The sequence below is a fragment of the Paenibacillus litoralis genome, assembly GCF_046244365.1.
Taxonomy (GTDB): domain Bacteria; phylum Bacillota; class Bacilli; order Paenibacillales; family NBRC-103111; genus Paenibacillus_V.
The window spans coordinates 8,419,689-8,444,372 of record NZ_CP176395.1; the positions used below are offsets into that span (position 1 = coordinate 8,419,689).

31 protein-coding genes are annotated in these 24,684 nt (G+C 50.3%); all 31 read right to left on the reverse strand.

The genetic code is table 11. The features are described 5' to 3' along the window. Position 1 precedes the first annotated feature (1 nt). A complete protein-coding gene (gene map, locus ACKGJP_RS35435) occupies positions 2-754 on the reverse strand; it encodes a type I methionyl aminopeptidase (RefSeq protein ID WP_409343401.1) in 753 nt (250 codons plus the stop codon). Beyond that, positions 754-1,404 carry an adenylate kinase gene (locus tag ACKGJP_RS35440; protein WP_409343402.1) on the reverse strand — a complete coding sequence of 217 codons (651 nt, stop codon included), beginning with the start codon at positions 1,402-1,404 and terminating at the stop codon, positions 754-756. The genes map and ACKGJP_RS35440 overlap by 1 nt, the downstream gene beginning before the upstream one ends. 86 nt (positions 1,405-1,490) lie before the next feature. Further along, complete coding sequence (secY, locus tag ACKGJP_RS35445) at positions 1,491-2,795, reverse strand: preprotein translocase subunit SecY (protein ID WP_409343403.1); 1,305 nt, start codon at positions 2,793-2,795, stop codon at positions 1,491-1,493. Continuing rightward, on the reverse strand, positions 2,795-3,235 hold the full coding sequence (rplO, locus tag ACKGJP_RS35450; protein WP_409343404.1) for a 50S ribosomal protein L15: 441 nt from the start codon (positions 3,233-3,235) through the stop codon (positions 2,795-2,797). The genes secY and rplO overlap by 1 nt, the downstream gene beginning before the upstream one ends. A gap of 49 nt (positions 3,236-3,284) precedes the next feature. Further along, positions 3,285-3,467: a 50S ribosomal protein L30 gene (gene rpmD, locus ACKGJP_RS35455; protein WP_409343405.1), complete on the reverse strand. Its 183-nt coding sequence runs from the start codon at positions 3,465-3,467 to the stop codon at positions 3,285-3,287. Between the two features lie 12 nt (positions 3,468-3,479). Further along, complete coding sequence (rpsE, locus tag ACKGJP_RS35460) at positions 3,480-3,977, reverse strand: 30S ribosomal protein S5 (protein ID WP_409343406.1); 498 nt, start codon at positions 3,975-3,977, stop codon at positions 3,480-3,482. Between the two features lie 32 nt (positions 3,978-4,009). Continuing rightward, the gene (gene rplR / locus ACKGJP_RS35465) at positions 4,010-4,378 is read right to left on the reverse strand and encodes a 50S ribosomal protein L18 (protein ID WP_409343407.1); all 369 of its coding nucleotides are present in this window, start codon (positions 4,376-4,378) and stop codon (positions 4,010-4,012) included. Between the two features lie 46 nt (positions 4,379-4,424). Continuing rightward, on the reverse strand, positions 4,425-4,967 hold the full coding sequence (gene rplF, locus ACKGJP_RS35470) for a 50S ribosomal protein L6 (RefSeq protein ID WP_409343408.1): 543 nt from the start codon (positions 4,965-4,967) through the stop codon (positions 4,425-4,427). 29 nt (positions 4,968-4,996) lie between these two features. Further along, the gene (gene rpsH, locus ACKGJP_RS35475) at positions 4,997-5,395 is read right to left on the reverse strand and encodes a 30S ribosomal protein S8 (protein ID WP_113036288.1); all 399 of its coding nucleotides are present in this window, start codon (positions 5,393-5,395) and stop codon (positions 4,997-4,999) included. Between the two features lie 31 nt (positions 5,396-5,426). Then, complete coding sequence (locus tag ACKGJP_RS35480; protein WP_113036287.1) at positions 5,427-5,612, reverse strand: type Z 30S ribosomal protein S14; 186 nt, start codon at positions 5,610-5,612, stop codon at positions 5,427-5,429. A 33-nt stretch (positions 5,613-5,645) separates the two neighbouring features. Continuing rightward, positions 5,646-6,188, reverse strand: coding sequence for a 50S ribosomal protein L5 (gene rplE / locus ACKGJP_RS35485; protein WP_409343409.1), 543 nt, complete (start codon positions 6,186-6,188; stop codon positions 5,646-5,648). A gap of 29 nt (positions 6,189-6,217) precedes the next feature. Continuing rightward, positions 6,218-6,571, reverse strand: coding sequence for a 50S ribosomal protein L24 (gene rplX / locus ACKGJP_RS35490; RefSeq protein ID WP_409343410.1), 354 nt, complete (start codon positions 6,569-6,571; stop codon positions 6,218-6,220). 47 nt (positions 6,572-6,618) lie between these two features. Beyond that, positions 6,619-6,987, reverse strand: coding sequence for a 50S ribosomal protein L14 (gene rplN / locus ACKGJP_RS35495; protein ID WP_409343411.1), 369 nt, complete (start codon positions 6,985-6,987; stop codon positions 6,619-6,621). A gap of 45 nt (positions 6,988-7,032) precedes the next feature. Further along, positions 7,033-7,296, reverse strand: a complete 264-nt coding sequence (rpsQ, locus tag ACKGJP_RS35500) for a 30S ribosomal protein S17 (protein WP_409343412.1) — start codon at positions 7,294-7,296, stop codon at positions 7,033-7,035. Positions 7,297-7,327: 31 nt separating this feature from the next. Further along, positions 7,328-7,525 (reverse strand): 50S ribosomal protein L29, encoded by a 198-nt coding sequence (rpmC, locus tag ACKGJP_RS35505; protein WP_409343413.1) that lies wholly within the window; start codon positions 7,523-7,525, stop codon positions 7,328-7,330. Beyond that, a complete protein-coding gene (rplP, locus tag ACKGJP_RS35510) occupies positions 7,515-7,949 on the reverse strand; it encodes a 50S ribosomal protein L16 (RefSeq protein ID WP_409343414.1) in 435 nt (144 codons plus the stop codon). The genes rpmC and rplP overlap by 11 nt, the downstream gene beginning before the upstream one ends. A 2-nt stretch (positions 7,950-7,951) precedes the next feature. Then, complete coding sequence (gene rpsC, locus ACKGJP_RS35515; RefSeq protein ID WP_409343415.1) at positions 7,952-8,614, reverse strand: 30S ribosomal protein S3; 663 nt, start codon at positions 8,612-8,614, stop codon at positions 7,952-7,954. A gap of 13 nt (positions 8,615-8,627) precedes the next feature. After that, complete coding sequence (rplV, locus tag ACKGJP_RS35520) at positions 8,628-8,960, reverse strand: 50S ribosomal protein L22 (RefSeq protein WP_409343416.1); 333 nt, start codon at positions 8,958-8,960, stop codon at positions 8,628-8,630. A gap of 41 nt (positions 8,961-9,001) precedes the next feature. Next, positions 9,002-9,283 (reverse strand): 30S ribosomal protein S19, encoded by a 282-nt coding sequence (gene rpsS / locus ACKGJP_RS35525; protein ID WP_409343417.1) that lies wholly within the window; start codon positions 9,281-9,283, stop codon positions 9,002-9,004. Positions 9,284-9,325: 42 nt separating this feature from the next. Then, on the reverse strand, positions 9,326-10,156 hold the full coding sequence (rplB, locus tag ACKGJP_RS35530) for a 50S ribosomal protein L2 (protein WP_409343418.1): 831 nt from the start codon (positions 10,154-10,156) through the stop codon (positions 9,326-9,328). A 32-nt stretch (positions 10,157-10,188) separates the two neighbouring features. Beyond that, positions 10,189-10,479: a 50S ribosomal protein L23 gene (rplW, locus tag ACKGJP_RS35535; protein WP_409343419.1), complete on the reverse strand. Its 291-nt coding sequence runs from the start codon at positions 10,477-10,479 to the stop codon at positions 10,189-10,191. Continuing rightward, on the reverse strand, positions 10,479-11,102 hold the full coding sequence (gene rplD / locus ACKGJP_RS35540; RefSeq protein ID WP_409343420.1) for a 50S ribosomal protein L4: 624 nt from the start codon (positions 11,100-11,102) through the stop codon (positions 10,479-10,481). The genes rplW and rplD overlap by 1 nt, the downstream gene beginning before the upstream one ends. 24 nt (positions 11,103-11,126) lie before the next feature. Next, a complete protein-coding gene (gene rplC / locus ACKGJP_RS35545; protein WP_409343421.1) occupies positions 11,127-11,753 on the reverse strand; it encodes a 50S ribosomal protein L3 in 627 nt (208 codons plus the stop codon). Between the two features lie 37 nt (positions 11,754-11,790). After that, positions 11,791-12,099, reverse strand: coding sequence for a 30S ribosomal protein S10 (rpsJ, locus tag ACKGJP_RS35550; protein WP_005544556.1), 309 nt, complete (start codon positions 12,097-12,099; stop codon positions 11,791-11,793). A gap of 238 nt (positions 12,100-12,337) precedes the next feature. Beyond that, positions 12,338-13,528, reverse strand: a complete 1,191-nt coding sequence (gene tuf, locus ACKGJP_RS35555) for an elongation factor Tu (protein WP_409343422.1) — start codon at positions 13,526-13,528, stop codon at positions 12,338-12,340. A gap of 36 nt (positions 13,529-13,564) precedes the next feature. After that, positions 13,565-15,640, reverse strand: a complete 2,076-nt coding sequence (fusA, locus tag ACKGJP_RS35560; RefSeq protein ID WP_409343423.1) for an elongation factor G — start codon at positions 15,638-15,640, stop codon at positions 13,565-13,567. Between the two features lie 39 nt (positions 15,641-15,679). After that, complete coding sequence (gene rpsG, locus ACKGJP_RS35565; protein WP_113036271.1) at positions 15,680-16,150, reverse strand: 30S ribosomal protein S7; 471 nt, start codon at positions 16,148-16,150, stop codon at positions 15,680-15,682. A 45-nt stretch (positions 16,151-16,195) separates the two neighbouring features. Continuing rightward, positions 16,196-16,615, reverse strand: a complete 420-nt coding sequence (rpsL, locus tag ACKGJP_RS35570; protein ID WP_113036270.1) for a 30S ribosomal protein S12 — start codon at positions 16,613-16,615, stop codon at positions 16,196-16,198. A 156-nt stretch (positions 16,616-16,771) separates the two neighbouring features. Next, a complete protein-coding gene (locus ACKGJP_RS35575) occupies positions 16,772-17,023 on the reverse strand; it encodes a ribosomal L7Ae/L30e/S12e/Gadd45 family protein (protein ID WP_409343424.1) in 252 nt (83 codons plus the stop codon). 163 nt (positions 17,024-17,186) lie between these two features. Continuing rightward, a complete protein-coding gene (gene rpoC, locus ACKGJP_RS35580) occupies positions 17,187-20,834 on the reverse strand; it encodes a DNA-directed RNA polymerase subunit beta' (RefSeq protein ID WP_409343425.1) in 3,648 nt (1,215 codons plus the stop codon). Between the two features lie 91 nt (positions 20,835-20,925). Continuing rightward, on the reverse strand, positions 20,926-24,480 hold the full coding sequence (gene rpoB / locus ACKGJP_RS35585; RefSeq protein ID WP_409343426.1) for a DNA-directed RNA polymerase subunit beta: 3,555 nt from the start codon (positions 24,478-24,480) through the stop codon (positions 20,926-20,928). Between the last annotated feature and the right edge of the window lie 204 nt (positions 24,481-24,684).

The window sequence follows — 24,684 nt, forward strand, 5'->3', positions numbered from 1 at the left end:
CCTACGTTCCCGGCTTCGTCAGAATTTCGTAACCGTCATCGGTGATCGCAATCGTATGCTCGAAATGCGCGCATATCGATCCGTCCACCGTTACGACCGTCCAGTTGTCCTGCAGCGTCTTGACATAGCGCTGACCGGCGTTGACCATTGGCTCTATTGCCAAAACCATGCCCGATTTCAGCCGCGGTCCGTGATTCGGTAACCCGTAATTCGGAATCTGCGGATCTTCGTGCAATTGTTTGCCGATACCGTGTCCCGCGTATTCGCGAACAACGGAAAACCCTTCGTTCTCAATGCATTTTTGGATCGCGTGCGAGATTGCATACAGACGAACACCTGACTTTGCCTCTTCAAGACCTGTGTACAAAGAGCGTTCGGAAACCTCCAAAAGCTTCCTTGCCGTATCCGAAATCGTACCGACCGGATAGGTCCATGCCGAGTCGCCGTGATAGCCCTGATACTGTGCGCCAATATCAATGCTGATGATGTCGCCTTCGTTTAATTTCCGGTCGCCTGGTATACCGTGAACCAATTGTTCGTTAATGGAAGCACAAATACTGGCTGGAAAACCATAGAGACCTTTGAAAGACGGGATTGCATCCTGACTACGAATAAACGCTTCGGCGATCGCATCAAGTTCTCTTGTTGTGATTCCCGGCACGATTGCTTTTTCAAGCGTCTTGTGCGTTTCCGCAACAATCCGACCGGCTTCCCGCATAAGCTTCAATTCGCTGTCGGTCTTACAAATGATCATTACGCTTGACCTCGCAGCAACGTTTGAATGTCCTTGGAAACATTGTCGATCTCTTGCTCGCCGTCCACTTGACGCAAAATGCCCTGCTTCTCGTAATACGCAAGCAGCGGAGCGGTTTTGTTCAAATATTCATCGAGCCGAGTACCGACTTTTTCTTCGGTATCGTCGGAACGTTGATACAATTCGCCGGAACAACGGTCGCACACGCCTTCCGTCTTGGACGGATTGAAGATGACATGGTACGTTGCGCCACACGATTTGCAAATTCTGCGTCCGGTCAATCGGGCAAGCAGCTTATCGCGGTCAACCGCGAGGTTGATCACATGATCGATGCTTCTGCCCATAGCCCGCAGCATCTCATCAAGCGCTTCGGCTTGAGCGATCGTGCGGGGAAAGCCATCGAGCAGGAAGCCTTTTTCGGCGTCCGGCTGTTGAAGCCTTTCGCGTACGATGCCGTTCGTGATTTCGTCCGGCACAAGCAGTCCTTGATCGACATATTTTTTCGCTTCCACGCCAAGCGGTGTTCCTTGACTCATTGCGAGCCGGAACGCATCGCCCGTCGAGATATGCGGAATTCCGAATTCACTGACAATCCGTTCAGCCTGCGTGCCCTTACCGGCTCCCGGAGGGCCCATAAACAGGATATTCACCTTGCTTTACCTCCCCGTACATCACCCGTTCAAGCATACAAACAAACGAGCAGCTGTCGCTGTTATGAAAAAGCAGAAGCTGCCGTCTATTTATTGATAAACCCTTTGTAGTGACGTTTGATCAATTGGCTTTCGATCTGCTTCATCGTCTCCAAACCGACGCCGATGACGATTAACAGCGATGTGCCTCCGATTTGTACGGAGTTTGGCAAATCGGCTAGCTTGGTAAATATCATTGGCAGAATCGATATGGCAGCCAAGAATAACGCACCGGAAAGCGTAATGCGCGTCATCACGCGAGTCAAATACATGGCCGTTGTTTTACCCGGACGGATGCCCGGAATATAGCCGCCGTTCTTCTTCATTTGATCGGCCATCTGCATCGGATTGATCTGCACGAATGTGTAGAAGTAAGTAAATCCGATAATCAGAAGGATATAAAGCACAATCGCGAGTGGCGAATTACTCGTTAGGCTGAAATGTCTAATGATCCAGTCAGCCACAACGTTACCGCTCCAGAACTGGGCGATAGTCGCCGGGAAAACGAGCAGGGACATCGCGAAGATAACCGGAATAACACCTGCTGCATTGACTTTCATCGGAATGTGCGTTGATTGACCACCGTACATCTTACGTCCAACAACACGCTTAGCATACTGGACAGGAATCTTCCGTACACCTTGTTGTACATAGATAGTGCCGGCGATAATCAGGATAATCGCTACGACGATCAACACGGCGAGAATAATGTTTAAAAACAACGCATCGCCTGCATCGACAAACAGCTTTTGATAAATCTGTTTTCCTGCCGATGGGAATCCGGCGACAATCGCCGCAAAAATGATGATTGAGATCCCGTTCCCGATACCATTCTCGGTAATTTGTTCACCCAACCACATGAGAAACGCAACACCTGCGGTCAATACGATCGCAATCAACGTATATGTCGCGAACGACGGGTTGATGACAAGTGAACCGTAGTAATTGTTGAAGCCGATCGATACGCCGTAGCCTTGAATAAGGCCGAGCACGATCGTGCCGTATCTCGTGATTTGCGCCAACTTCTTTCTTCCGACTTCGCCTTCCTTAGCCCATTGCGCAAACCTTGGAATGACATCCATCGATAGCAGCTGTACGATGATCGAAGCCGTAATATACGGCGTGATCCCCATCGCGAAGATGGAGAATTGGAACAACGCACCACCCGAGAATGTATTCAGTAGACCGAACACATCATTGGATTGCTGGTCGATAGCCTTCAGGAATTGGGAGTCGATGTTAGGCACCGGGATAAAAGCACCAATCCGGTAGACGATCAGAACGAGAAGCGTAAACATGATACGCTTACGCAGATCGTCTACTTTCATGATGTTAGAGATCGTTCTAAACATCAAATCACCTCGGTTTGACCGCCGGCAGCCTTGATTTTATCTACCGCAGATTGAGAGAACTTATTCGCCTTCACTGTCAATTTAACAGTAACTTCTCCGTTTCCGAGAACTTTAATGCCGCTCTTCGGACTTTTTACGATACCGGACTCCATAAGCAATTCTGGAGTTACTTCAGTACCAGCTGCGAATTTATTCAGTTCCTCGATGTTAACAATCGCGTACTCCTTGCGGGAGATGTTGTTGAATCCGCGCTTAGGCAGACGACGGTACAAAGGGTTTTGACCACCCTCAAAGCCAGGACGAACGCCGCCACCCGAACGAGCGTTTTGACCTTTGTGACCTTTACCGGCCGTTTTGCCAGTACCGCTACCGATACCGCGACCGATACGTTTACGGGTTTGACGGGAACCAGGAGCTGGAGCTAACTCATGTAGTTTCATCGTTGTGCACCTCCTTAGCGTTTTTTGTTATTCGAAACCTTATTCAGGTTTATACTTCTTTTACTTCAACCAGATGACTTACTTTGTTCACCATACCGCGGATAGCCGCGTTATCTTGGTGAGTAACCGATTGATGCAACTTGGACAGACCCAACGTTTTCACTGTTACGCGTTGCGTTTCCGGACGGCCGATCAAGCTGCGTTTGAGGGTAATCTGTAATTGGTTAGCCATTCTTTTCCCCTCCTAACCCAAGAGCTCTTCAACAGTTTTACCGCGAAGTTTGGCCACTTCATCCGCTTTTTTCAAGCGTTGCAAGCCTTCCAACGTAGCATTTACCATGTTGATGGAGTTCGAAGAGCCTAACGATTTTGTCAGAATATCACCGATGCCTGCAAGTTCAAGAACTGCACGAACAGGACCGCCCGCGATAACTCCGGTACCTTGGGAAGCCGGCTTCAGAAGCACGCGGCCTGCGCCAAACTTACCAGTAACCAAATGCGGGATTGTAGTGCCAACGATCGGAATGTGGATCAGGTTTTTCTTCGCATCTTCGATACCCTTCTTGATGGCATCGCCGACTTCGCCAGCTTTACCGATACCGGCGCCTACCCAACCGTTTCCGTCTCCGACGACAACGAGTGCGCTGAAGCTAAACCGGCGTCCGCCCTTTACGACTTTCGCTACACGGTTGATGTGTACGGTTTTATCTTTAAGATCTAACGTATTCGGATCTACACGCAAGTTTTTTACCTCCTTATCATTGAAAGTTACGGTTAGAATTCAAGTCCTGCTTCACGCGCAGCGTCAGCCAAAGCTTGAATACGTCCATGGTACAGGTAACCTCCGCGGTCGAAAACAACATGCTCAATGCCGCTTTCTTTCGCACGTTTTGCGATCAAAGCGCCAACTTGACGAGCTGCCTCAACGTTTCCGCCGTTTTTCACCGCTTCTTGAAGCTCTTTATCCTGCGTCGATGCTGCAGCGATCGTTACGCCTTTCACATCGTCGATGATTTGAGCGTACATATGTTTCGAGGAACGAAATACGTTCAACCGTGGGCGAACTGTCGTGCCGTTGATTTTCTTACGTACCCGAAGATGTCTTTTCAGACGCGATTTGTTTTTATCGCCTTTAGTAATCATTGGGAAATTCACTCCTTTCCGCTTACTTTAAGCCGCTAGGCCGTTCTTACTTCTTCTTGCCTGCTTTACCTTCTTTACGAAGAATGCGTTCGCCTTCATACTTGATCCCTTTGCCTTTATACGGCTCTGGTTCACGTACGGCACGAACTTGTGCAGCAGTTGCGCCTACGCGCTCTTTATCGATACCTTTAATGATAATACGAGTGTTGGTTGGTACTTCGAATTCGATGCCTGTTTCCGGTTGAATTTCAACTGGGTGCGAGTAGCCGACGTTCAAAACCAGCTTCTCTCCACTTTTGTTCGCACGGTAACCTACACCAACGAGTTCCAACGTTTTGGAGAAGCCTTCCGTTACGCCGCTAACCATGTTGGCCACGACGCTGCGAGTCGTTCCGTGAAGGGAACGGTGCAGTTTGTTGTCGGACGGGCGTTCTACCGAAATCACGTTTTCTTCAACAGTAACTTTCATATCTTTATGCAGCTCACGGGATAGCGTCCCTTTTGGTCCTTTTACGGTGATAACCGTATTGTCCAAAGTAACGTTAACGCCGCCAGGTACAGTAATGGGTTTGCGTCCAATACGAGACATGCTTACACCTCCAATCGCTATCTAGTTCATTACCAAACGTAGCAGACGACTTCGCCGCCGGATTTCGACTGACGAGCTTCTTTGTCTGTCATAACGCCTTTCGACGTCGAGATGATCGCTAAGCCGAGTCCGCCCAGAACGCGCGGTACTTCCATCGACTTCGTGTACACGCGAAGTCCCGGCTTGCTGATCCGTTTCAATCCCGTGATTACACGTTCATTGTTAGGACCGTATTTCAAGAACAAACGGATGATCCCGTGCTTGTTGTCTTGAACATATTCGGCGTCACGGATGAAACCTTCCTTTTTCAGGATTTCCGCGATCTCCCTCTTGATCTTGGAAGCCGGAATTTCTACGGTTTCGTGACGAACGATATTTGCGTTGCGAATACGAGTTAACATATCTGCAATCGGATCTGACATAACCATATTGCGAACCTCCTTCCCGAACTATAAGTCATTACCAGCTTGCTTTACGAACGCCAGGGATCTGGCCTTTGTATGCTAATTCACGGAAACATATTCTGCAAATTTTAAATTTGCGCAAAACGGAATGCGGACGTCCACAACGTTCGCAGCGCGTATAGGCTTGCACCTTAAACTTCGGTTTGCGCTGTTGCTTGACGATCATCGAAGTTTTTGCCACTTATTTTTCCACCTCCGTAAAGTTCTTTACGATTTACTTCACGAACGGCATGCCCAGTTGAGCCAGCAATTCGCGCGATTCTTCGTCCGATTTAGCCGTAGTGACAATAACAATGTCCATACCGCGGACTTTGTCCACTTTGTCATACTCGATTTCCGGGAAGATCAATTGCTCTTTCAAGCCAAGCGTATAGTTACCGCGGCCATCGAACGCCTTAGCCGATACGCCACGGAAGTCGCGGACGCGCGGAAGCGTTACGTTGAACAGCTTGTCGAGGAAGTGGTACATGCGCTCGCCGCGCAGTGTCACTTTCACGCCAATTGGCATTCCTTCACGAAGCTTGAAGCCCGCGATGGATTTTTTAGCCCGTGTAATAACCGGTTTTTGACCGGAGATCAGACGGAGATCTTCAACCGCATTGTCCAAAATTTTCGAGTTGCTCGTCGCTTCGCCAACACCCATGTTGATGACGACCTTCTCGATTTTTGGAACTTGCATGACGCTTGTATAGGTAAACTTCTGCATCAAAGCAGGTGTAATATCGTTCAGGTAACGATCCTTCATTCTTGCTGCCATGTTTCACGTACCTCCTTTCCAGCTAACGATTAGTCGATTACTTCGCCAGATTTCTTGGCAACCCGCACTTTTTTACCGTTCTCGAGCACCTTGTACCCGACGCGAGTCGGTTGTCCGCTCTTCGGATCGATCAGCATTACGTTGGAGACGTGAATTGGCGCCTCTTGCGTAAGGATTCCGCCTTGCGGGTTTTGCTGCGTTGGCTTCGCGTGCTTCTTCACCATGTTTACGCCTTCGATGAGAACGCGGTTTTCACGTGGATAAGCGGCGATAACGCGGCCTTTTTTACCTTTATCTTTACCGGTAATAACGAATACCGTGTCGTCTTTTTTAACATGAAGCTTATTGTTGTGGGACTCCAGCTTCTTACCTGTTTTCGGCATGTTCGATTACACCTCCTAAACCTGAGTAACCCATGACTCTTACGGAATTAGATAACTTCCGGAGCCAGAGAAACGATTTTCATAAAATCTCTATCGCGAAGTTCGCGTGCCACTGGCCCGAAAATACGCGTGCCGCGCGGGCTTTTGTCGTCTTTAACGATAACTGCCGCATTTTCGTCGAACGTGATGTACGAACCGTCTTTACGGCGAGCACCGCTCTTCGTACGAACGATAACTGCTTTTACTACGTCACCTTTTTTGACAACGCCGCCTGGTGTTGCTTCTTTAACGGAGCAGATGATCAAATCGCCGATATGACCCACCCGACGTCCAGTACCACCAAGGACACGAATGCACATCAGTTGCTTCGCGCCAGAGTTGTCAGCTACTTGTAACCGTGTAAGAGGTTGAATCATTCGAATACCCTCCCTTCAAAAACTACTTGTTCCGAGTCGATTTTTTTATACAATTACCGCAACTTCTACGACTTCAACCAATCTCCAACGCTTATCTTTCGACAGCGGGCGAGTCTCCATAATTTTTACGGTGTCCCCGATTTTCGCTTGGTTGTTCTCGTCATGCGCCTTGAACTTTTTCGTGTATTTGATCCGTTTGTGGTACAAGTCATGCTTTTTGTACGTTTCAACGGCAACTACGATCGTTTTATCCATTTTGTCGCTAACGACTTTGCCGATTTGTACTCTGCGTTCATTGCGTTCGCTCATGGTACATCCTCCTCTCTAGGTTTCTGGTTAATTAACCGATCCCCAGTTCTCTTTCACGCAAAATCGTTTTGGCACGAGCAATCTCTTTACGCACGTCACGAATGCGAGTAGGGTTATCCAGTTGGCCGGTAGCCAGTTGAAAACGGAGGTTAAAGAGTTCTTCTTTAAATCCGGAAATTTTTACTTCGATCTCAGCAGTGGTCAAATTACGAATATCACTAGCCTTCATTTGCTTCACCACCCAGTTCTTCGCGTTTCACAAATTTCGTCTTGATCGGCAGCTTGTGAGCGGCAAGACGCATTGCTTCACGCGCGATTTCTTCGCTTACGCCGGCCAATTCGAACAGAATTTTGCCTGGCTTCACGACGGAAACCCACTTCTCAACGTTACCTTTACCGCTACCCATCCGTACTTCAAGCGGCTTTTGCGTAATCGGCTTGGAAGGGAAAATTTTGATCCATACTTTACCGCCCCGTTTGATATAACGAGTCATAGCAATACGAGCGGCTTCGATTTGACGGTTCGTTACCCATGCCGGCTCCATCGCTTGAAGGCCAAATTCGCCAAACGCCACTTCCGTGCCGCCTTTGGCGCGACCTTTCATGTTGCCGCGATGTTCTTTCCGGTGTTTCACACGCTTAGGTACCAACATGATTATTTTCCTCCTTCCGGAGCAGCTTTCTTCTTCGCAGTAGGAAGAACTTCTCCACGATAAATCCATACTTTAACGCCGATACGGCCGTATGTCGTGTGTGCTTCAGCGGTTCCGTAGTCGATGTCCGCACGCAGGGTGTGCAGAGGTACCGTACCCTCGCTGTAACCTTCCGTACGAGCGATCTCAGCGCCGCCAAGACGGCCGCTAGTGGAAACCTTGATACCTTTAGCACCCATACGCATCGTACGTTGGATCGCTTGTTTCATGGCGCGGCGGAAAGATACGCGACGCTCCAATTGTTGTGCAATGCTTTCTGCAACGAGAATCGCATCCAGGTCCGGAGTTTTGATCTCGGTGATGTTGATATGAACTTTTTTGCCGGTAAGCTTCGTCAGGTAAGCGCGAATAACTTCCACTTCCGCGCCGCCTTTACCGATTACCATACCTGGCTTAGCGGTGTGAATCGTGACGTTAACACGGTTAGCCGCACGTTCAATTTCAAAACGGGAAACTGCGGAATCCTTGAGTTTACCCTTCAAGTATTCACGAATCTTGACGTCTTCAAGCAACAGCGTGCCGTATTCCTTCTCCGCGTACCATTTGGATTCCCAGTCGCGAATAATACCAACCCGTAGTCCAATCGGACTTACTTTTTGACCCACACGTTATCCCTCCTTATTTTTCAGATACCACTAACGTAATGTGGCTAGTCCGTTTGCGAATGGCGCTTGCGCGGCCCATCGCACGTTGTTGAAACCGTTTCATGACCGGTCCGTGATTCACGAATGCTTGCGTGATCACCAGTTTGCTCGGATCGAGCGAATGGTTGTGCTCCGCATTGGCAATAGCCGCGTTCAGCACTTTCTCCAGAACCGGAGATGCTGCTTTAGGCGTATGGCGCAGGATTGCGATCGCTTCGCCAACTTGCTTACCGCGAATCAGATCGATAACCAATTGAACCTTCCGAGGAGCGATCCGGATATATCTTGCATTAGCAGTTGCTTGCATAGTAGTACCTCCTCTCGAACATTTCAGAGGCAGCGCCGTTTTTAGCGCTTGCCGGTTTTCTTATCGTCGTCCGTGTGACCTTTGTAGGAACGGGTTGGCGCGAACTCACCGAGCTTGTGACCAACCATGTCTTCCGTCACATATACCGGAACGTGTTTTTTGCCGTCGTATACACCGAATGTATGCCCAACGAATTGTGGGAAAATCGTAGAACGACGGGACCACGTTTTGATGACGACCTTCTTGCTAGCCTCGTTCATCACTTCGACCTTTTTCATCAGGTAACCGTCGATAAACGGCCCTTTTTTCAAGCTGCGACCCATGGATAAATCCTCCCTTCATCGAACCTTACGCAATATCGTAAATTATTTCGTACGACGACGAACAATGTACTTATTCGATGCTTTTTTCTTCTTGCGCGTTTTGAAGCCCAAGGTCGGTTTGCCCCATGGAGACATCGGCGACTTACGTCCGATTGGCGCACGGCCTTCACCACCACCGTGTGGGTGATCGACAGGGTTCATTACTACCCCGCGCACTTCAGGACGCTTGCCGAGCCAACGGGAACGGCCTGCTTTACCGATTTTGACGAGCTCGTGGTCTTCGTTACCAACAGAGCCTACAGTCGCGCGGCAAGTTTTCAAGATTTTACGCATTTCGCCGGAGGACAAGCGGATCGTCACATACTCTTCTTCTTTACCAAGAAGCTGTGCTTCCGTTCCTGCCGCACGCACCAATTGTCCGCCTTTGCCAGGCTTCAATTCGATGTTGTGGATAACGGTACCGACCGGGATGTTCTCGAGCGGAAGCGCGTTGCCGATTTTGATGTCGGAAGCCGGTCCGGACGTAATCACGTCGTCCACCTTCAGACCTTTTGGAGCGATGATGTAGCGTTTCTCTCCATCGGCGTAGTTGATCAGAGCGATGTTTGCAGAGCGGTTTGGATCGTATTCGATCGTAGCAACGCGTCCTGGTATTCCATCTTTAGTACGTTTGAAGTCGATAATCCGGTATTTACGCTTATGTCCGCCGCCTTGATGACGGACCGTAATTTTACCTTGGTTGTTACGGCCTGCATTCTTGCTAAGCGGCGCAAGCAACGATTTCTCCGGTGTGGATGTCGTGATTTCTTCAAATGTCGAAACGGACATCGCACGTCTTGCCGGCGAGGTTGGTTTATACTTTTTTACTGGCACGTCGTTTCCCTCCTTACTTCACAGAAGTCTTGTTACACCGATTCAAAGAACTCAAGTTCTTTGCTTTCCGCGCTCAAGCTAACAATCGCTTTTTTCCATTCGGACGTATAGCCGGAATGACGACCGTAGCGTTTAGGTTTAGCAGGCATTCTCAATGTGTTGACCGTAGTCACTTTCACTTTGAAAATTTGCTCGATCGCCTGCTTGATTTCGGTTTTGTTGGCACGAATGTCAACTTCGAAAACGTATTTCTTGTTAGCCATCAAGTCGCTGGAGCGCTCCGTAATCAGCGGGCGCTTGATAATATCACGAGGATTTTTCATTACGCAAGCACCTCCTCTACCTTCTGAACGGCATCCTTCGTAATGATCAATTTGTCGTGCACGAGAACATCAAGAACGTTGATGCCTTCTGCGCTAACGAATTTCACGCCTGGGATGTTGCGTGCAGACAAAGCCACGTTGTCGTCGAATTGCGAAGCGACTACAAGCGCTTTGCGCTCAACCTTCAGGTTGTTAAGGATATTCGCGAATTCTTTCGTTTTCGGCTGCGCCATTGCCAGCTGATCAAGAACGATGATTTCATTCGCAATTACTTTCGAAGACAGCGCCGATTTGATCGCCAGACGACGAACTTTTCTCGGCAGTTTATAAGCATAGCTGCGAGGTGTCGGTCCGAAAACGATACCGCCGCCTTTCCATTGAGGCGCGCGAATGCTTCCTTGACGAGCACGACCTGTTCCTTTTTGTTTCCACGGCTTACGACCGCCGCCACGAACTTCAGAACGTCCCTTGGTGTCATGTGTTCCTTGACGAAGGGAAGCCTGTTGCATGACAACCGCATCATGCAGCACATGTTTGTTCGGCTCGATTCCGAATACTGCATCGGACAATTCGATTTCCCCAACTTGTGCACCGCTCACGTTGTATACTGCTACTTTTGGCATGTGAAATCCTCCTTTCCGGCTTTCTTACTTTTTAACAGTCGACTTCACGGTAACGAAGCTGTTTTTAGGGCCCGGAATGGAACCTTTAACGAGAAGCACGTTACGTTCTGCATCGACTTTAACGACTTGCAGGTTTTGCAATGTTACCGTTTCGTTACCCATATGTCCTGGCAAGTGCTTGCCTTTTGGTACACGGTTTGCTTGGATCGAGCCCATCGAACCCGGACCACGGTGATAACGGGAACCGTGCGCCATAGGACCGCGCGATTGACCCCATCTTTTGATCGTACCTGTGAAGCCTTTACCTTTGGAAATACCCGTTACATCAACGAATTCGCCTTCTGCAAACAGATCAGCTTTGATTTCTTGGCCAACCTCGTATGCTGTCAACTCAACACCACGAATTTCTTTAATGTAGCGCTTAGGAGCGGCGCCCGCTTTTTTAGCGTGACCGATTTCCGGTTTCGTCGCATTCTTTTCTTTCTTGTCGCTGTAGCCGATTTGAATGGCTTCGTAGCCGTCGTTCTCGGAATCTTTCTTCTGCAGAACCACGCAAGGACCTGCTTGGATTACGGTTACCGGAACTACGTTACCATCTGGCGTAAACACCTGAGTCATGCCCAGCTTTTTGCCTAAGATACCCTTTGTCATGTTGACACCTCTTTTCCTTTACGTGTGTACTCCGATATTAAAGTTTGATCTCAATGTCCACGCCGGACGGCAAATCCAAACGCATAAGCGCGTCAACGGTTTGTGGTGTCGGGTTGACAATGTCGATCAAACGCTTATGTGTGCGCATTTCGAATTGCTCCCGCGAATCCTTGTACTTGTGCACCGCACGCAGAATCGTAATGATTTGCTTCTCAGTCGGAAGCGGAATCGGACCGGACACACCTGCACCGGAACGTTTCGCCGTCTCCACGATTTTCTCTGCGGACTGGTCAAGAATTCTGTGATCGTATGCCTTTAAACGGATACGAATCTTTTGTTTTGCCATTTGAGTCCCCTCCTTCTATCGCCCAATTTTGTATCGGACATACTCCGTGAAAATTCTCCGATAACCTCCCATGGCAAAGGGGCCGGGTGTATCAGCAACCTCTCACATCATCGCAACGTCACAGACCAACGCTCACTATTATATAAAAAATGAAAATAAAATGCAAGCTCTAATTAAAAAGCCCTCACCGGAAAGATCCGGTAAGGGCTCAACATGAAGCTTTCGCTTCATTGTCGTATTACTTAGTGATTGTTGCTACAGCGCCAGCGCCTACTGTACGGCCGCCTTCGCGGATCGCGAAGCGAGTACCTTCTTCGATCGCGATTGGAGCGATCAGTTCAACAGAAACCGTGATGTTGTCGCCTGGCATAACCATTTCCGTACCTTCTGGCAGAGTGATAACGCCAGTTACGTCAGTTGTACGGAAGTAGAATTGAGGACGGTAGCCTGTGAAAAAAGGCTTGTGACGTCCACCCTCTTCTTTAGTCAGAACGTAGATTTGAGCCGAGAAGTTCGTGTGTGGTTTAACGGAGTTTGGCTTAGCCAAAACTTGTCCACGCTCGATTTGGTTACGGTCAACGCCACGAAGCAGTGCGCCGATGTTGTCGCCAGCTTGAGCGGAGTCAAGCAATTTGCGGAACATTTCTACGCCTGTTACGATGCATTTTTTAGTTTCTTCAGCAAGACCAACGATTTCGATCTCGTCGCCGACTTTAACAGCACCGCGCTCTACGCGACCTGTAGCAACCGTACCACGGCCAGTGATCGAGAATACGTCCTCGACAGGCATAAGGAAAGGTTTGTCAGTTTGACGCTCTGGAGTTGGGATGTAAGTGTCGATTTGCTCGAACAGCTCAACGATCTTTTGAGCCCACTCGCCATCTGGGTTTTGCAGAGCTTCACGAGCGGAACCGCGAACGATTGGAGTATCGTCGCCTGGGAATTCGTACTCGGACAGCAAGTCGCGAATTTCCATTTCAACCAGCTCAAGCAACTCTTCGTCTTCTACCATGTCGCATTTGTTCATGAATACGACGATGTAAGGTACGCCTACTTGACGGGAGAGCAGGATGTGCTCGCGAGTTTGCGGCATTGGGCCGTCAGCTGCGGATACAACCAGGATCGCGCCGTCCATTTGAGCTGCGCCGGTGATCATGTTTTTAACATAGTCGGCGTGGCCTGGGCAGTCAACGTGAGCGTAGTGACGGTTAGGTGTTTCGTATTCAACGTGAGCTGTGGAGATTGTGATACCGCGCTCGCGCTCTTCTGGAGCTTTGTCGATTTGGTCGAAAGCTACAGCCGCACCGCCGTATTTTTTGGACAATACTGTTGTGATAGCCGCTGTCAGCGTTGTTTTACCATGGTCAACGTGACCGATAGTACCGATGTTAACGTGCGGCTTATTGCGTTCAAATTTCGCTTTTGCCATTGTTAAACTACCTCCTCAATAGGGACAATTATTATTTTATGCGCCTTTGTGCTTCGCGATAATTTCTTCCGCGATAGACTTAGGCACTTCTTCATAGTGGGAGAGTTCCATCGAGAACACGCCGCGACCTTGCGTACCGGAACGAAGAACGGTCGAATAACCGAACATTTCGGACAAAGGCACCTTAGCACGGATAATTTGCGCGCCCGAGCGTGTATCCATACCTTCGATACGACCGCGGCGGGAGTTCAGCATACCCATTACATCGCCCATGTACTCTTCTGGCACTGTTACTTCTACCTTCATGATTGGCTCAAGCAGAACAGGATTACATTTCTCCTTAGCTGCTTTAAGCGCCATCGAACCCGCGATTTTGAACGCCATTTCGCTGGAGTCAACATCATGGTACGATCCGTCAAAGATCGTAGCTTTGATATCAACGAGCGGGAAGCCGGCAATAACGCCGTTCTTCATGGACTCTTCAATACCGGCTTGAGCAGGAGCGATGTACTCACGAGGTACGGAACCGCCGACAACTTTGCTTTCGAACACAAAGCCAGATCCTGCCTCGAGAGGCTCGAACTCGACCCATACGTGTCCGTATTGACCGCGACCACCGGATTGGCGGACAAACTTTCCTTCCACTTTCGCGGAAGAACGGAATGTTTCACGGTAAGCAACTTGCGGTTTACCAACGTTCGTTTCCACTTTGAATTCGCGACGCATACGGTCTACGATGATTTCCAAGTGGAGTTCGCCCATACCAGCAAGAATGGTTTGACCCGTTTCTTCGTCGGTATGTGCTCTAAGCGTTGGGTCTTCCTCAGTCAATTTGGAGATGGCAATCCCCATTTTGTCTTGGTCGACTTTTGTTTTTGGCTCGATCGCAATCTCGATTACCGGATCAGGGAAGTTCATCGATTCCAAGATAATCGGATGCTTCTCGTCGCAAAGCGTGTCGCCTGTTCCTGTATCCTTCAAGCCTACGGCAGACGCGATATCGCCCGAATAGACTTCGGAGATTTCTTGACGGCTGTTCGCATGCATTTGAAGAATACGGCCGATACGCTCGCGTTTGCCTTTAGTTGCATTCAGAACGTACGAACCCGATTGAAGAACGCCCGAGTATACGCGGAAGAATGTCAATTTACCGACAAACGGATCTGTCATGATTTTGAATGCCAAAGCGGCAAACGGTTGATCATCGGCAGATTTGCGAATCTCTTCTGTTCCATCTTCCAAAGTACCTTTGATATCAGGAACGTCAACCGGCGACGGAAGATAATCAACGACAGCGTCGATCATCATTTGAACGCCTTTATTACGGTAAGAAGAACCGCAAACGACTGGGAAGATTTTCACTTCGCAGACGCCTTTACGAAGAGCGCGTTTCAATTCCTCGATAGTGATTTCTTCACCCTCGAGGTATTTCATCGTCAATTCTTCGTCAAGCTCGGCAACCTTCTCGATCAGCTCCAAGCGAAGCTCAGCCACTTTGTCCTTATGCGATGCTGGTACTTCGACAATGTCGACTTCCTTACCAAGATCGTCTTTGAACATGTGGGCTTTTTCTTCGACAATGTCGATGATCCCCGTAAAATCATTTTCTGCACCGATTGGAAGCTGGATTGCTACGGCATTCGCTTGCAGTCTGTCACGCATGGAATCGATAACGTTGAGGAAATCGGCTCCGATGATATCCATCTTGTTGACATACGCAATACGAGGTACGCCGTAACGGTCCGCTTGTCTCCAAACGGTTTCGGATTGAGGCTCAACGCCTTCTTTCGCGCTGAATACACCTACAGCTCCATCGAGTACGCGGAGGGAACGTTCAACTTCAACGGTGAAGTCAACGTGCCCCGGGGTGTCGATAATATTGATGCGGTGACCTTTCCATTGAGCCGTAGTAGCGGCGGACGTAATCGTGATTCCGCGCTCCTGCTCTTGTTCCATCCAGTCCATCGTCGCTGCACCTTCGTGCACTTCGCCGATCTTGTGAGTACGTCCGGTATAGAACAAGATACGTTCGGTCGTGGTCGTCTTACCAGCGTCAATATGCGCCATGATCCCGATATTCCGTGTATCTTTCAAGGAGAACTCCCTTGCCATGTGCATGTCTCCTTTCTTCCTATTGTAGTCGGCTTAATCCTACCAACGGTAGTGAGCAAACGCTTTGTTCGCTTCAGCCATTTTGTGCGTATCTTCGCGTTTCTTAACCGATGCGCCTGTGTTGTTGCTAGCATCGATGATTTCGGAAGCCAGTCTGTCTTCCATTGTTTTCTCACCGCGGTGGCGGGAGTAGTTGACCAACCAACGCAATCCAAGCGATGTCCGGCGCTCCGGCTTCACTTCGATTGGCACTTGATAGTTCGCTCCACCTACACGACGCGCTTTCACCTCAAGGACAGGCATGATGTTCTTGATAGCCTGTTCGAACACTTCCATTGGGTCTTTTCCAGTGCGTTCGCGGATTACGTTAAATGCATCATAAAGAATTGTTTGTGCTACCCCGCGTTTACCATCGATCATAATGCGGTTGATTAAACGAGTAACCAACTTGCTGTTATAGATCGGATCTGGCAACACGTCTCTACGAGTTACGGGACCTTTACGTGGCATAGTTATCCCCCTTTCTCCAATTATTCATCCATATTGAGTTTCGCATTACTTCTTCACTTTCGGACGTTTCGTACCGTATTTGGAACGAGCTTGTTTACGGTTGTTAACCCCAGCCGTATCCAGCGCGCCGCGAACGATATGATAACGTACCCCTGGCAAATCTTTTACCCGGCCGCCGCGTACGAGAACGACGCTGTGCTCTTGCAGGTTATGTCCGATACCCGGAATGTAAGCCGTAACCTCTACACGGTTCGTCAAACGAACACGCGCATATTTACGAAGAGCCGAGTTCGGTTTCTTCGGAGTCATCGTGCCTACACGAGTGCAGACGCCGCGTTTTTGCGGAGCGCTCAAATCGGTTTCCTCACGTTTCAGGGCGTTGAAGCCCTTCTGAAGTGCAGGAGACTTGGATTTCGTCACTTTCGCCTCACGGCCTTTGCGTACTAGCTGATTGATTGTTGGCATGTCGCCACCTCCTTCCCAAATGAACAACTGAATTGCAAGCCCACAGATCCAGGCGATTCGCAAACGAACAAAGGAAATGTTTCTGCCTACCGAATTCCCTAGCAACTGCAGGATCGCACCAGCTTGTTCACTCGCAGACAAAAACATTGTTAATCATTATTCATTCACCACTGCAACCACGGCCGCACCAACTTCGATTCCGCATGATTTGCCAAGCAGCTTCATCGTATCGACGTAGGTAACTTTCACGCCCATCTTCTTGCAGAGATTCACCATCTTATTTGTCATTCTCGGATCTGCATCCTTAGCAACAAAAACCTCGTTAGCCTTGCCAAGCTCCACCAGCTTAGTGGATTGCTTCGTGCCTATGCATAGTTTGCCGGCCTGTTTCACTCTCTCATAAGACATAAAACATCCTCCAAAGGACAGAACGTCAAATATCCTTTTCGGCACACTTCGTTATATTATCATTTCAAAAATGCCGTGTCAAGAACGTCCCAAAAATAGGTTCATCCCCGGCACGGCATTTTTGATCGTTCCTAAGCAAAAAAACTTATCGGCCTTGCTTAGCTTATACTTCTACCGCTACCTCGCCGTCAGCTTGCGTATCGGCCGCCAGCTCGGTTCCTTCTTCTTCGATAACTTCCGGCTCGTTCGGATCGAGCACGCGGATATTGCGATAGCGCGCCATACCGGTACCGGCTGGAATCAGCTTCCCGATAATGACGTTCTCTTTCAGGCCGAGTAGTTGGTCGACCTTCCCTTTGATCGCGGCATCCGTAAGGACGCGCGTCGTCTCTTGGAAGGAAGCTGCGGACAAGAAGGAGTCCGTTTCCAGCGAGGCTTTCGTGATACCAAGCAAGATCGGCTTGGCAACGGCAGGCTCTTTGCCGGCAAACAGCGCATCGCGGTTAGCCGCTTCATATTCGTGCAGATCGACGAATGCACCCGGGAGAAGCGTCGTATCTCCGGCATCGATAATCCGGATTTTACGCAGCATCTGACGAATCATGACTTCGATGTGCTTGTCGTTGATTTCTACGCCCTGGTTCCGGTAAACGCGCTGAACTTCTTGCAAAATATAGTTCTGCACGCCGCGGATCCCTTTGATGCGCAGCATTTCCTTAGGGTCGATCGAACCGTCGGTGAGTTCGTCGCCTGCTTCGATGACTTGACCCTTCGTAACGCGAATACGCGAACCGAAAGTAACGGTGTACACTTTGGATTCCGCTTCGCCTTGCACTTCGATTTCGCGGCGGTCCTTGGCTTCGCGAATTTCGACTACCGTGCCGTCGAGCTCGGAAATCGTCGCTTGCCCTTTCGGATTACGCGCTTCGAAAAGCTCCTGGATACGCGGCAAACCTTGCGTGATGTCATCTCCGGCAACACCGCCGGTATGGAACGTACGCATCGTGAGCTGGGTTCCCGGCTCCCCGATCGATTGCGCCGCGATAATGCCGACCGCTTCGCCGATTTCCACGTGCTGGCCGGTCGCCAGGTTACGTCCGTAGCAGCGGTTGCACACGCCATGGCGCGTACGGCAGCTGAGCACGGAACGAATCTGTACGCGGTCGATGCCTGCGCCGATGATTTTGTCCGCGATATTGGCATTGATCAGCTCGTTGCGGCTTACGATGACTTCGCCCGTTACCGGGTGTTTGATGACTTCGAAGGAATAACGACCCTCGATACGGTCGTACAGGTCTTCAATGACCTCTTTACCGTCGCGGATTTGGCTGACAATGATGCCTTTATCCGTTCCGCAGTCTTCCTCACGAACGATTACGTCCTGAGCAACGTCAACAAGACGGCGGGTCAAGTAACCCGAGTCCGCTGTACGCAGCGCCGTATCCGCAAGACCTTTACGGGCACCGTGCGTGGAGATGAAGTATTCCAAGACAGTCAGGCCTTCACGGAAGTTCGATTTGATCGGCAATTCGTAAATCCGGCCTGTCGGTGTCGCCATGAGTCCGCGCATCCCGCCAAGCTGCGTAATTTGCGATTTGTTACCCCGCGCTTTGGATTCCACCATCATGTTGATGGAATTGAATTTATTCAAGGATTTCATCAGAATGTCCGTAATGACATCCTTCGCTGCACCCCAAATTTCGATGACGCGGTCATAACGCTCGTCATCCGTGATCAAGCCGCGGCGGTAATGGTTTGTAACCACACGGACCTTCTCTTCGGATTCGCGAAGAACGACGTTCTTCTCGTCCGGAACCGTAACGTCGGAAACGGCAATCGTAATGCCCGCTCGGGTCGAATACGTAAATCCGGTTTCCTTGATGCGGTCCAAGATCATTGACGTTTGCGTCGTTTTGTAACGGCGGAAACATTCCGCGATGATCGTACCGAGGTATTCTTTACCTACCGCCACTTTGTCAGGGAAATTCGCAATGCGCTCGCGAATATTCGCGCCCTTCTCGAATACAAAGTAATCGTCGGGAATACCGGTCAGCAAATTCAACTTCGTCGACTCGTTGATATACGGGAAATCGGGAGGGAATACTTGGTTGAAGATGATTTTCCCGATCGTCGTAATCAGCATCGCGTTTTGCTGCTTTTCGGTAAAGCTTGTTTTATTGAGCGCCTTGGCCGGGATAGCTACGACAGAGTGCAGCGAGCCCATGCCACGGTGATACATCGAGAACGCGTCATGCACGGAGCTCAGAATCGAGCCCGTTCCGATCGCTTCCTGATTGGACATGGTCAAGTAGAAACAACCGAGAACCATATCTTGAGAAGGCGTTACGACCGGCTTGCCGTCTTTCGGGTTCAAAATGTTGCCCGCAGCCAGCATCAGCAGGCGAGCTTCCGCTTGCGCTTCCGCGGAAAGCGGAACGTGAACGGCCATTTGGTCACCGTCAAAGTCGGCGTTGTACGCCGTACAAACGAGCGGATGCAGCTTGATCGCACGACCTTCGACGAGAATCGGCTCGAACGCCTGAATCCCGAGTCTGTGAAGCGTGGGGGCACGGTTCAGAAGAACCGGGTGCTCTTTAATGACTTCCTCAAGCACGTCCCATACTTCCGGGCTAATGCGCTCCACTTTACGTTTCGCGCTCTTGATATTATGGGCAAGACCTTTATTGACGAGTTCCTTCATGACGAACGGCTTGAAGAGCTCAAGCGCCATTTCCTTAGGAAGGCCGCATTGATACATTTTCAAGCTTGGTCCTACAACGATAACGGAACGGCCGGAATAGTCGACCCGCTTACCGAGCAAGTTTTGACGGAAACGCCCTTGCTTCCCTTTAAGCATGTGGCTCAAAGATTTAAGCGGACGGTTACCCGGACCTGTTACCGGACGGCCGCGGCGGCCGTTGTCGATCAAGGCGTCAACCGCTTCCTGAAGCATCCGTTTCTCGTTCTGTACGATAATGTCAGGTGCGCCCAGATCAAGAAGACGCTTCAGACGGTTGTTCCGGTTGATTACGCGGCGGTACAAATCGTTCAAGTCGGAGGTGGCAAAACGGCCGCCGTCCAATTGAACCATCGGACGAAGCTCCGGAGGAATAACGGGCAGTACGTCCAGCACCATCCACTCCGGCATATTTTTGGAATTACGGAATGCTTCCAGAACTTCAAGCCGTTTAATGGCGCGGTTACGACGCTGCCCTTGCGCGGTTTTCAGTTCTTCCTTGAGGGAATCGACCTCTTTGTCGGAATCGATGTCTTGAAGCAGCTTTTTGACTGCTTCCGCACCCATGCCGGCTTGGAACGCATAGCCGTACTTCTCGCGGTAACTGCGGTATTCCTTCTCCGAAAGAAGCTGCTTCTTCTCAAGCGGCGTATCCCCTGGATCCGTTACAACGTAGGATGCGAAGTAGATAACTTCCTCCAAGGAGCGCGGCGACATATCGAGAGCAAGACCCATGCGGCTCGGAATTCCTTTGAAATACCAAATATGCGAAACAGGCGCAGCCAATTCGATATGGCCCATACGCTCACGGCGCACTTTTTGACGGGTTACTTCGACGCCGCAGCGATCGCAGACAACGCCTTTATAGCGGACACGCTTGTATTTGCCGCAATGACATTCCCAGTCCTTCGTAGGCCCGAAAATTTTCTCGCAGAAAAGCCCTTCTTTCTCAGGCTTCAGCGTACGGTAGTTGATCGTTTCCGGCTTCTTTACTTCCCCGCGCGACCACGAGCGGATCTTCTCGGGCGAGGCCAAACCGATCTTCATATACTCAAAGTTATTAACGTCGATCAAGGAGCAACCCTCCTTTAGATTGTATTACTTTGCTGTAAAACCGTATTGTCCGCATACGCGGACGGGCAGCTTTTCAGCTGCCGCCGCCTTATTATTCCGCACCCATTTCCGAGCCTTCCAGATTCAGGTTCAGCTTATCGCTTGCGGTATCGTCATCTTCATCCATTTCTTTCATTTCGATCTCTTCCTCGTTCTCGGAAAGGATCTTCACGTCCATACCCAAGCTTTGAAGCTCTTTAATCAATACCTTGAACGACTCCGGTACGCCCGGTTCAGGAACATTCTCGCCCTTGACGATCGATTCGTACGTTTTCACGCGTCCTACGACATCGTCCGACTTGACGGTCAAAATTTCCTGGAGCGTATACGCGGCACCGTATGCCTCAAGCGCCCAAACTTCCATCTCCCCGAAGCGCTGTCCGCCGAACTGCGCCTTACCGCCGAGCGGCTGCTGCGTAACGAGCGAGTATGGTCCCGTGGAACGGGCATGGATTTTATCGTCAACCATGTGCGCCAGCTTGATCATGTACATGACGCCGACGGTAACTTCACGTTCGAACATTTCCCCGGTACGACCGTCGTACAGCTTCGTCTTACCGCTGCGCTGCATGCCGGCTTCCACCATCGTATCGAAAACGTCATCCTCACGCGCGCCGTCAAAGACAGGCGTTGCCGTATGGATACCGAGCGCTTTCGCGGCCATGCCCAGATGGACCTCGAACGCCTGCCCGATGTTCATCCGCGAAGGAACCCCCAGCGGGTTAAGAACGACTTCGACCGGCGTACCGTCCGGCAGGAACGGCATATCCTCTTCCGGCAAAATACGGGCGATAACCCCTTTGTTACCGTGACGGCCGGCCATTTTATCGCCTTCGGAAATTTTCCGCTTTTGCGCGATGTAGACGCGAACCAATTGGTTTACGCCCGGCGGCAGCTCGTCTCCGTTCTCCCGGGTAAACACTTTCACGTCAACGACGATCCCGTCCGTACCATGCGGTACGCGAAGCGATGTATCGCGAACTTCGCGCGCTTTCTCACCGAAGATCGCATGGAGCAATCTTTCCTCGGCCGTCAGCTCCGTTACCCCTTTAGGCGTAACTTTACCCACGAGGATGTCGCCGGCTGCGATTTCCGCACCAACGCGAATGATGCCGCGTTCGTCGAGATTTTTGAGCGCGTCTTCCCCTACGTTCGGAATATCGCGTGTAATCTCTTCCGGTCCAAGCTTCGTATCGCGCGCTTCCGATTCATACTCTTCAATATGAATCGACGTGTAGACGTCCTCTTTGACAAGCTTCTCGCTTAACAAGATCGCATCCTCGTAGTTATACCCTTCCCACGTCATAAAGCCGACGACGACGTTGCGCCCAAGCGCCAACTCGCCAAGCTCCGTGGACGGTCCGTCCGCCAAGATGTCGCCTACTTTGATTTTCTCGCCGCGGCGGCAGATCGGACGCTGGTTGATGCATGTTCCTTGGTTGGAACGCATGAATTTATGCAGCTTGTGTTTAACCAAGTCGCCGTTAACGAGTTTGCCGTTAATCATTTCTTGGCGCCGCACCCAAATTTCGTTAGCCGACACACGCTCAACAACGCCGTCAACTTTGGAAACAATACAAACACCGGAGTCCTTAGCGGACTTATGCTCCATCCCCGTTCCTACCAAAGGCGACTTCGGAATAAGAAGAGGAACGGCTTGACGCTGCATGTTCGATCCCATCAGGGCGCGGTTGGAGTCATCATTCTCCAGAAACGGAATGAGCGCCGTCGCAACCGATACAACCTGTTTAGGGGAAACGTCCATATAGTCAACGCGCTCTCTAGGGAGCGTCAAAATATCATCCTTGTAACGCACGATAACCGAATCGTTAGCGAATGTTCCCTCTGCGGTCAAATCCGCGTTCGCTTGTGCGATGACGTAGTTATCTTCCTCGTCCGCAGTAAGGTAAGCGATCTGCTCGGTTACTTTACCCGTCTTCGGATCCACCCAGCGGTACGGTGCTTCAATAAACCCGTATTCGTTGATGCGGGCGAACGTAGACAAGGAGTTGATCAGTCCGATGTTCGGACCCTCCGGCGTCTCGATCGGACACATCCGGCCATAGTGGGAGTGATGGACGTCACGAACTTCAAAGCCGGCGCGTTCCCGCGTCAAACCGCCGGGTCCGAGAGCGGACAAACGACGTTTGTGCGTAAGCTCGGCAAGCGGGTTCGTTTGGTCCATAAACTGCGACAACTGGGAGCTTCCGAAAAACTCTTTAATCGACGCGATAACCGGTCGAATGTTGATCAGCGCTTGCGGCGTGATGACGTTCGCGTCTTGAATCGACATCCGTTCGCGAACTACGCGCTCCATACGGGACAAGCCGATACGGAACTGATTTTGAAGCAGCTCGCCAACCGAACGAAGACGACGGTTACCAAGATGGTCGATATCGTCCGTGCTGCCGATGCCGTGCAGCAAGTTGATGAAGTAGTTGATGGACGAAATGATGTCGCCCGGTGTAATGTTCTTGACCGACTTGTCGATCATGCCGTTGGAGATGACTTTAATGACTTTGCCCTCTTCAACAGGCGAGTACACTTGAATGCACTGCATTTCGAAACGGTCGGATTCCGTCAAACCGCTTTGAACGCCGTATTCGCCGAGACCCACACCCTTTTCAAGGAACGGGAGCACTTCGTCAAGCAAACGGCGATCCAGCATTTGTCCGGATTCCGCCACGATTTCACCCGTTTCCGGATCGACGAGCGTTTCCGCCAGACGCTGGTTGAAAAGGCGGTTTTTGATATGCAGCTTTTTGTTGATTTTGTAACGTCCGACGTTAGCCAAGTCATACCGTTTCGGGTCGAAGAACCGCGCCACCAAGAGACTCTTGGCGTTATCAAGCGTCGGCGGCTCGCCCGGACGAAGACGCTCGTAAATCTCGATCAGCGCTTTCTCCGTCGAATCGGTGTTGTCCTTGTCCAACGTATTGCGAATATACTCGTCATCGCCGAGCAAATCCAAAATCTCGGCATCCGTACCGAAGCCGAGTGCGCGAAGCAAAACCGTCACTGGAATTTTCCGCGTCCGGTCGATCCGCACATATATGATATCTTTCGCATCCGTCTCCAGCTCGAGCCATGCGCCACGATTCGGAATTACGGTAGCGGTAAATGTTTTCTTGCCGTTCTTATCGACTTTCGTGCTGAAGTAGACGCTGGGAGAGCGAACGAGCTGACTGACGATGACACGTTCCGCACCGTTAATAATAAAAGTGCCCGTCTCGGTCATGAGCGGAAAATCGCCCATAAACACTTCCTGTTCCTTGACTTCTCCCGTTTCCTTATTCAGCAAGCGAACTTTAACCCGGAGTGGCGCAGCATACGTGACATCGCGTTCCTTGGCGTCGTCAACCGTATATTTCGGTTCTCCGAGGCTGTAGTCGATAAACTCCAGCACCAAATTGCCCGTAAAGTCCTGAATCGGGGAAATATCTTGAAACATCTCGCGAAGTCCGTCATCCAAAAACCACTGATACGAGCTTTGCTGAATCTCGATCAGGTTTGGAACGTCCAACACCTCATTAATACGTGCATAAGTTCTACGTTTACGTCGACCAAATTGAACAAGATGTCCCGCCAACTTAGATTCACCCCTCAAGTCTACTAAAAAAACAAGAAAAGCCCCTTTCGAAGCCTTCCAATTTCACGCACCGAGTCCGGCCGAATCGAACGGATCCGTGTCTTTCTGGCAGCAAAAATGCCAATATCTTCTACCCAGTAGATTTACCTAAAATTTTAACATTATACGTCAAATGTCAAAATTTTATGCACCCCTCCGAAAAAAGACTTGACATTTTAATCA

What these genes read in the sequence shown, in the direction of transcription:
- map (WP_409343401.1), bottom strand. Translation starts at nt 754, where the DNA reads ATGATCATTTGTAAGACCGACAGCGAATTGAAGCTTATGCGGGAAGCC.
- secY (WP_409343403.1), bottom strand. Translation starts at nt 2,795, where the DNA reads ATGTTTAGAACGATCTCTAACATCATGAAAGTAGACGATCTGCGTAAG.
- rplO (WP_409343404.1), bottom strand. Translation starts at nt 3,235, where the DNA reads ATGAAACTACATGAGTTAGCTCCAGCTCCTGGTTCCCGTCAAACCCGT.
- rpmD (WP_409343405.1), bottom strand. Translation starts at nt 3,467, where the DNA reads ATGGCTAACCAATTACAGATTACCCTCAAACGCAGCTTGATCGGCCGT.
- rplR (WP_409343407.1), bottom strand. Translation starts at nt 4,378, where the DNA reads ATGATTACTAAAGGCGATAAAAACAAATCGCGTCTGAAAAGACATCTT.
- rplF (WP_409343408.1), bottom strand. Translation starts at nt 4,967, where the DNA reads ATGTCTCGTATTGGACGCAAACCCATTACTGTACCTGGCGGCGTTAAC.
- rpsH (WP_113036288.1), bottom strand. Translation starts at nt 5,395, where the DNA reads ATGGTTATGTCAGATCCGATTGCAGATATGTTAACTCGTATTCGCAAC.
- rplE (WP_409343409.1), bottom strand. Translation starts at nt 6,188, where the DNA reads ATGGCAGCAAGAATGAAGGATCGTTACCTGAACGATATTACACCTGCT.
- rplX (WP_409343410.1), bottom strand. Translation starts at nt 6,571, where the DNA reads ATGCCGAAAACAGGTAAGAAGCTGGAGTCCCACAACAATAAGCTTCAT.
- rplN (WP_409343411.1), bottom strand. Translation starts at nt 6,987, where the DNA reads ATGATTCAACCTCTTACACGGTTACAAGTAGCTGACAACTCTGGCGCG.
- rpsQ (WP_409343412.1), bottom strand. Translation starts at nt 7,296, where the DNA reads ATGAGCGAACGCAATGAACGCAGAGTACAAATCGGCAAAGTCGTTAGC.
- rpmC (WP_409343413.1), bottom strand. Translation starts at nt 7,525, where the DNA reads ATGAAGGCTAGTGATATTCGTAATTTGACCACTGCTGAGATCGAAGTA.
- rplP (WP_409343414.1), bottom strand. Translation starts at nt 7,949, where the DNA reads ATGTTGGTACCTAAGCGTGTGAAACACCGGAAAGAACATCGCGGCAAC.
- rplV (WP_409343416.1), bottom strand. Translation starts at nt 8,960, where the DNA reads ATGCAAGCAACTGCTAATGCAAGATATATCCGGATCGCTCCTCGGAAG.
- rpsS (WP_409343417.1), bottom strand. Translation starts at nt 9,283, where the DNA reads ATGGGTCGCAGCTTGAAAAAAGGGCCGTTTATCGACGGTTACCTGATG.
- rplW (WP_409343419.1), bottom strand. Translation starts at nt 10,479, where the DNA reads ATGAAAAATCCTCGTGATATTATCAAGCGCCCGCTGATTACGGAGCGC.
- rplD (WP_409343420.1), bottom strand. Translation starts at nt 11,102, where the DNA reads ATGCCAAAAGTAGCAGTATACAACGTGAGCGGTGCACAAGTTGGGGAA.
- rplC (WP_409343421.1), bottom strand. Translation starts at nt 11,753, where the DNA reads ATGACAAAGGGTATCTTAGGCAAAAAGCTGGGCATGACTCAGGTGTTT.
- rpsJ (WP_005544556.1), bottom strand. Translation starts at nt 12,099, where the DNA reads ATGGCAAAACAAAAGATTCGTATCCGTTTAAAGGCATACGATCACAGA.
- tuf (WP_409343422.1), bottom strand. Translation starts at nt 13,528, where the DNA reads ATGGCAAAAGCGAAATTTGAACGCAATAAGCCGCACGTTAACATCGGT.
- fusA (WP_409343423.1), bottom strand. Translation starts at nt 15,640, where the DNA reads ATGGCAAGGGAGTTCTCCTTGAAAGATACACGGAATATCGGGATCATG.
- rpsG (WP_113036271.1), bottom strand. Translation starts at nt 16,150, where the DNA reads ATGCCACGTAAAGGTCCCGTAACTCGTAGAGACGTGTTGCCAGATCCG.
- rpsL (WP_113036270.1), bottom strand. Translation starts at nt 16,615, where the DNA reads ATGCCAACAATCAATCAGCTAGTACGCAAAGGCCGTGAGGCGAAAGTG.
- ACKGJP_RS35575 (WP_409343424.1), bottom strand. Translation starts at nt 17,023, where the DNA reads ATGTCTTATGAGAGAGTGAAACAGGCCGGCAAACTATGCATAGGCACG.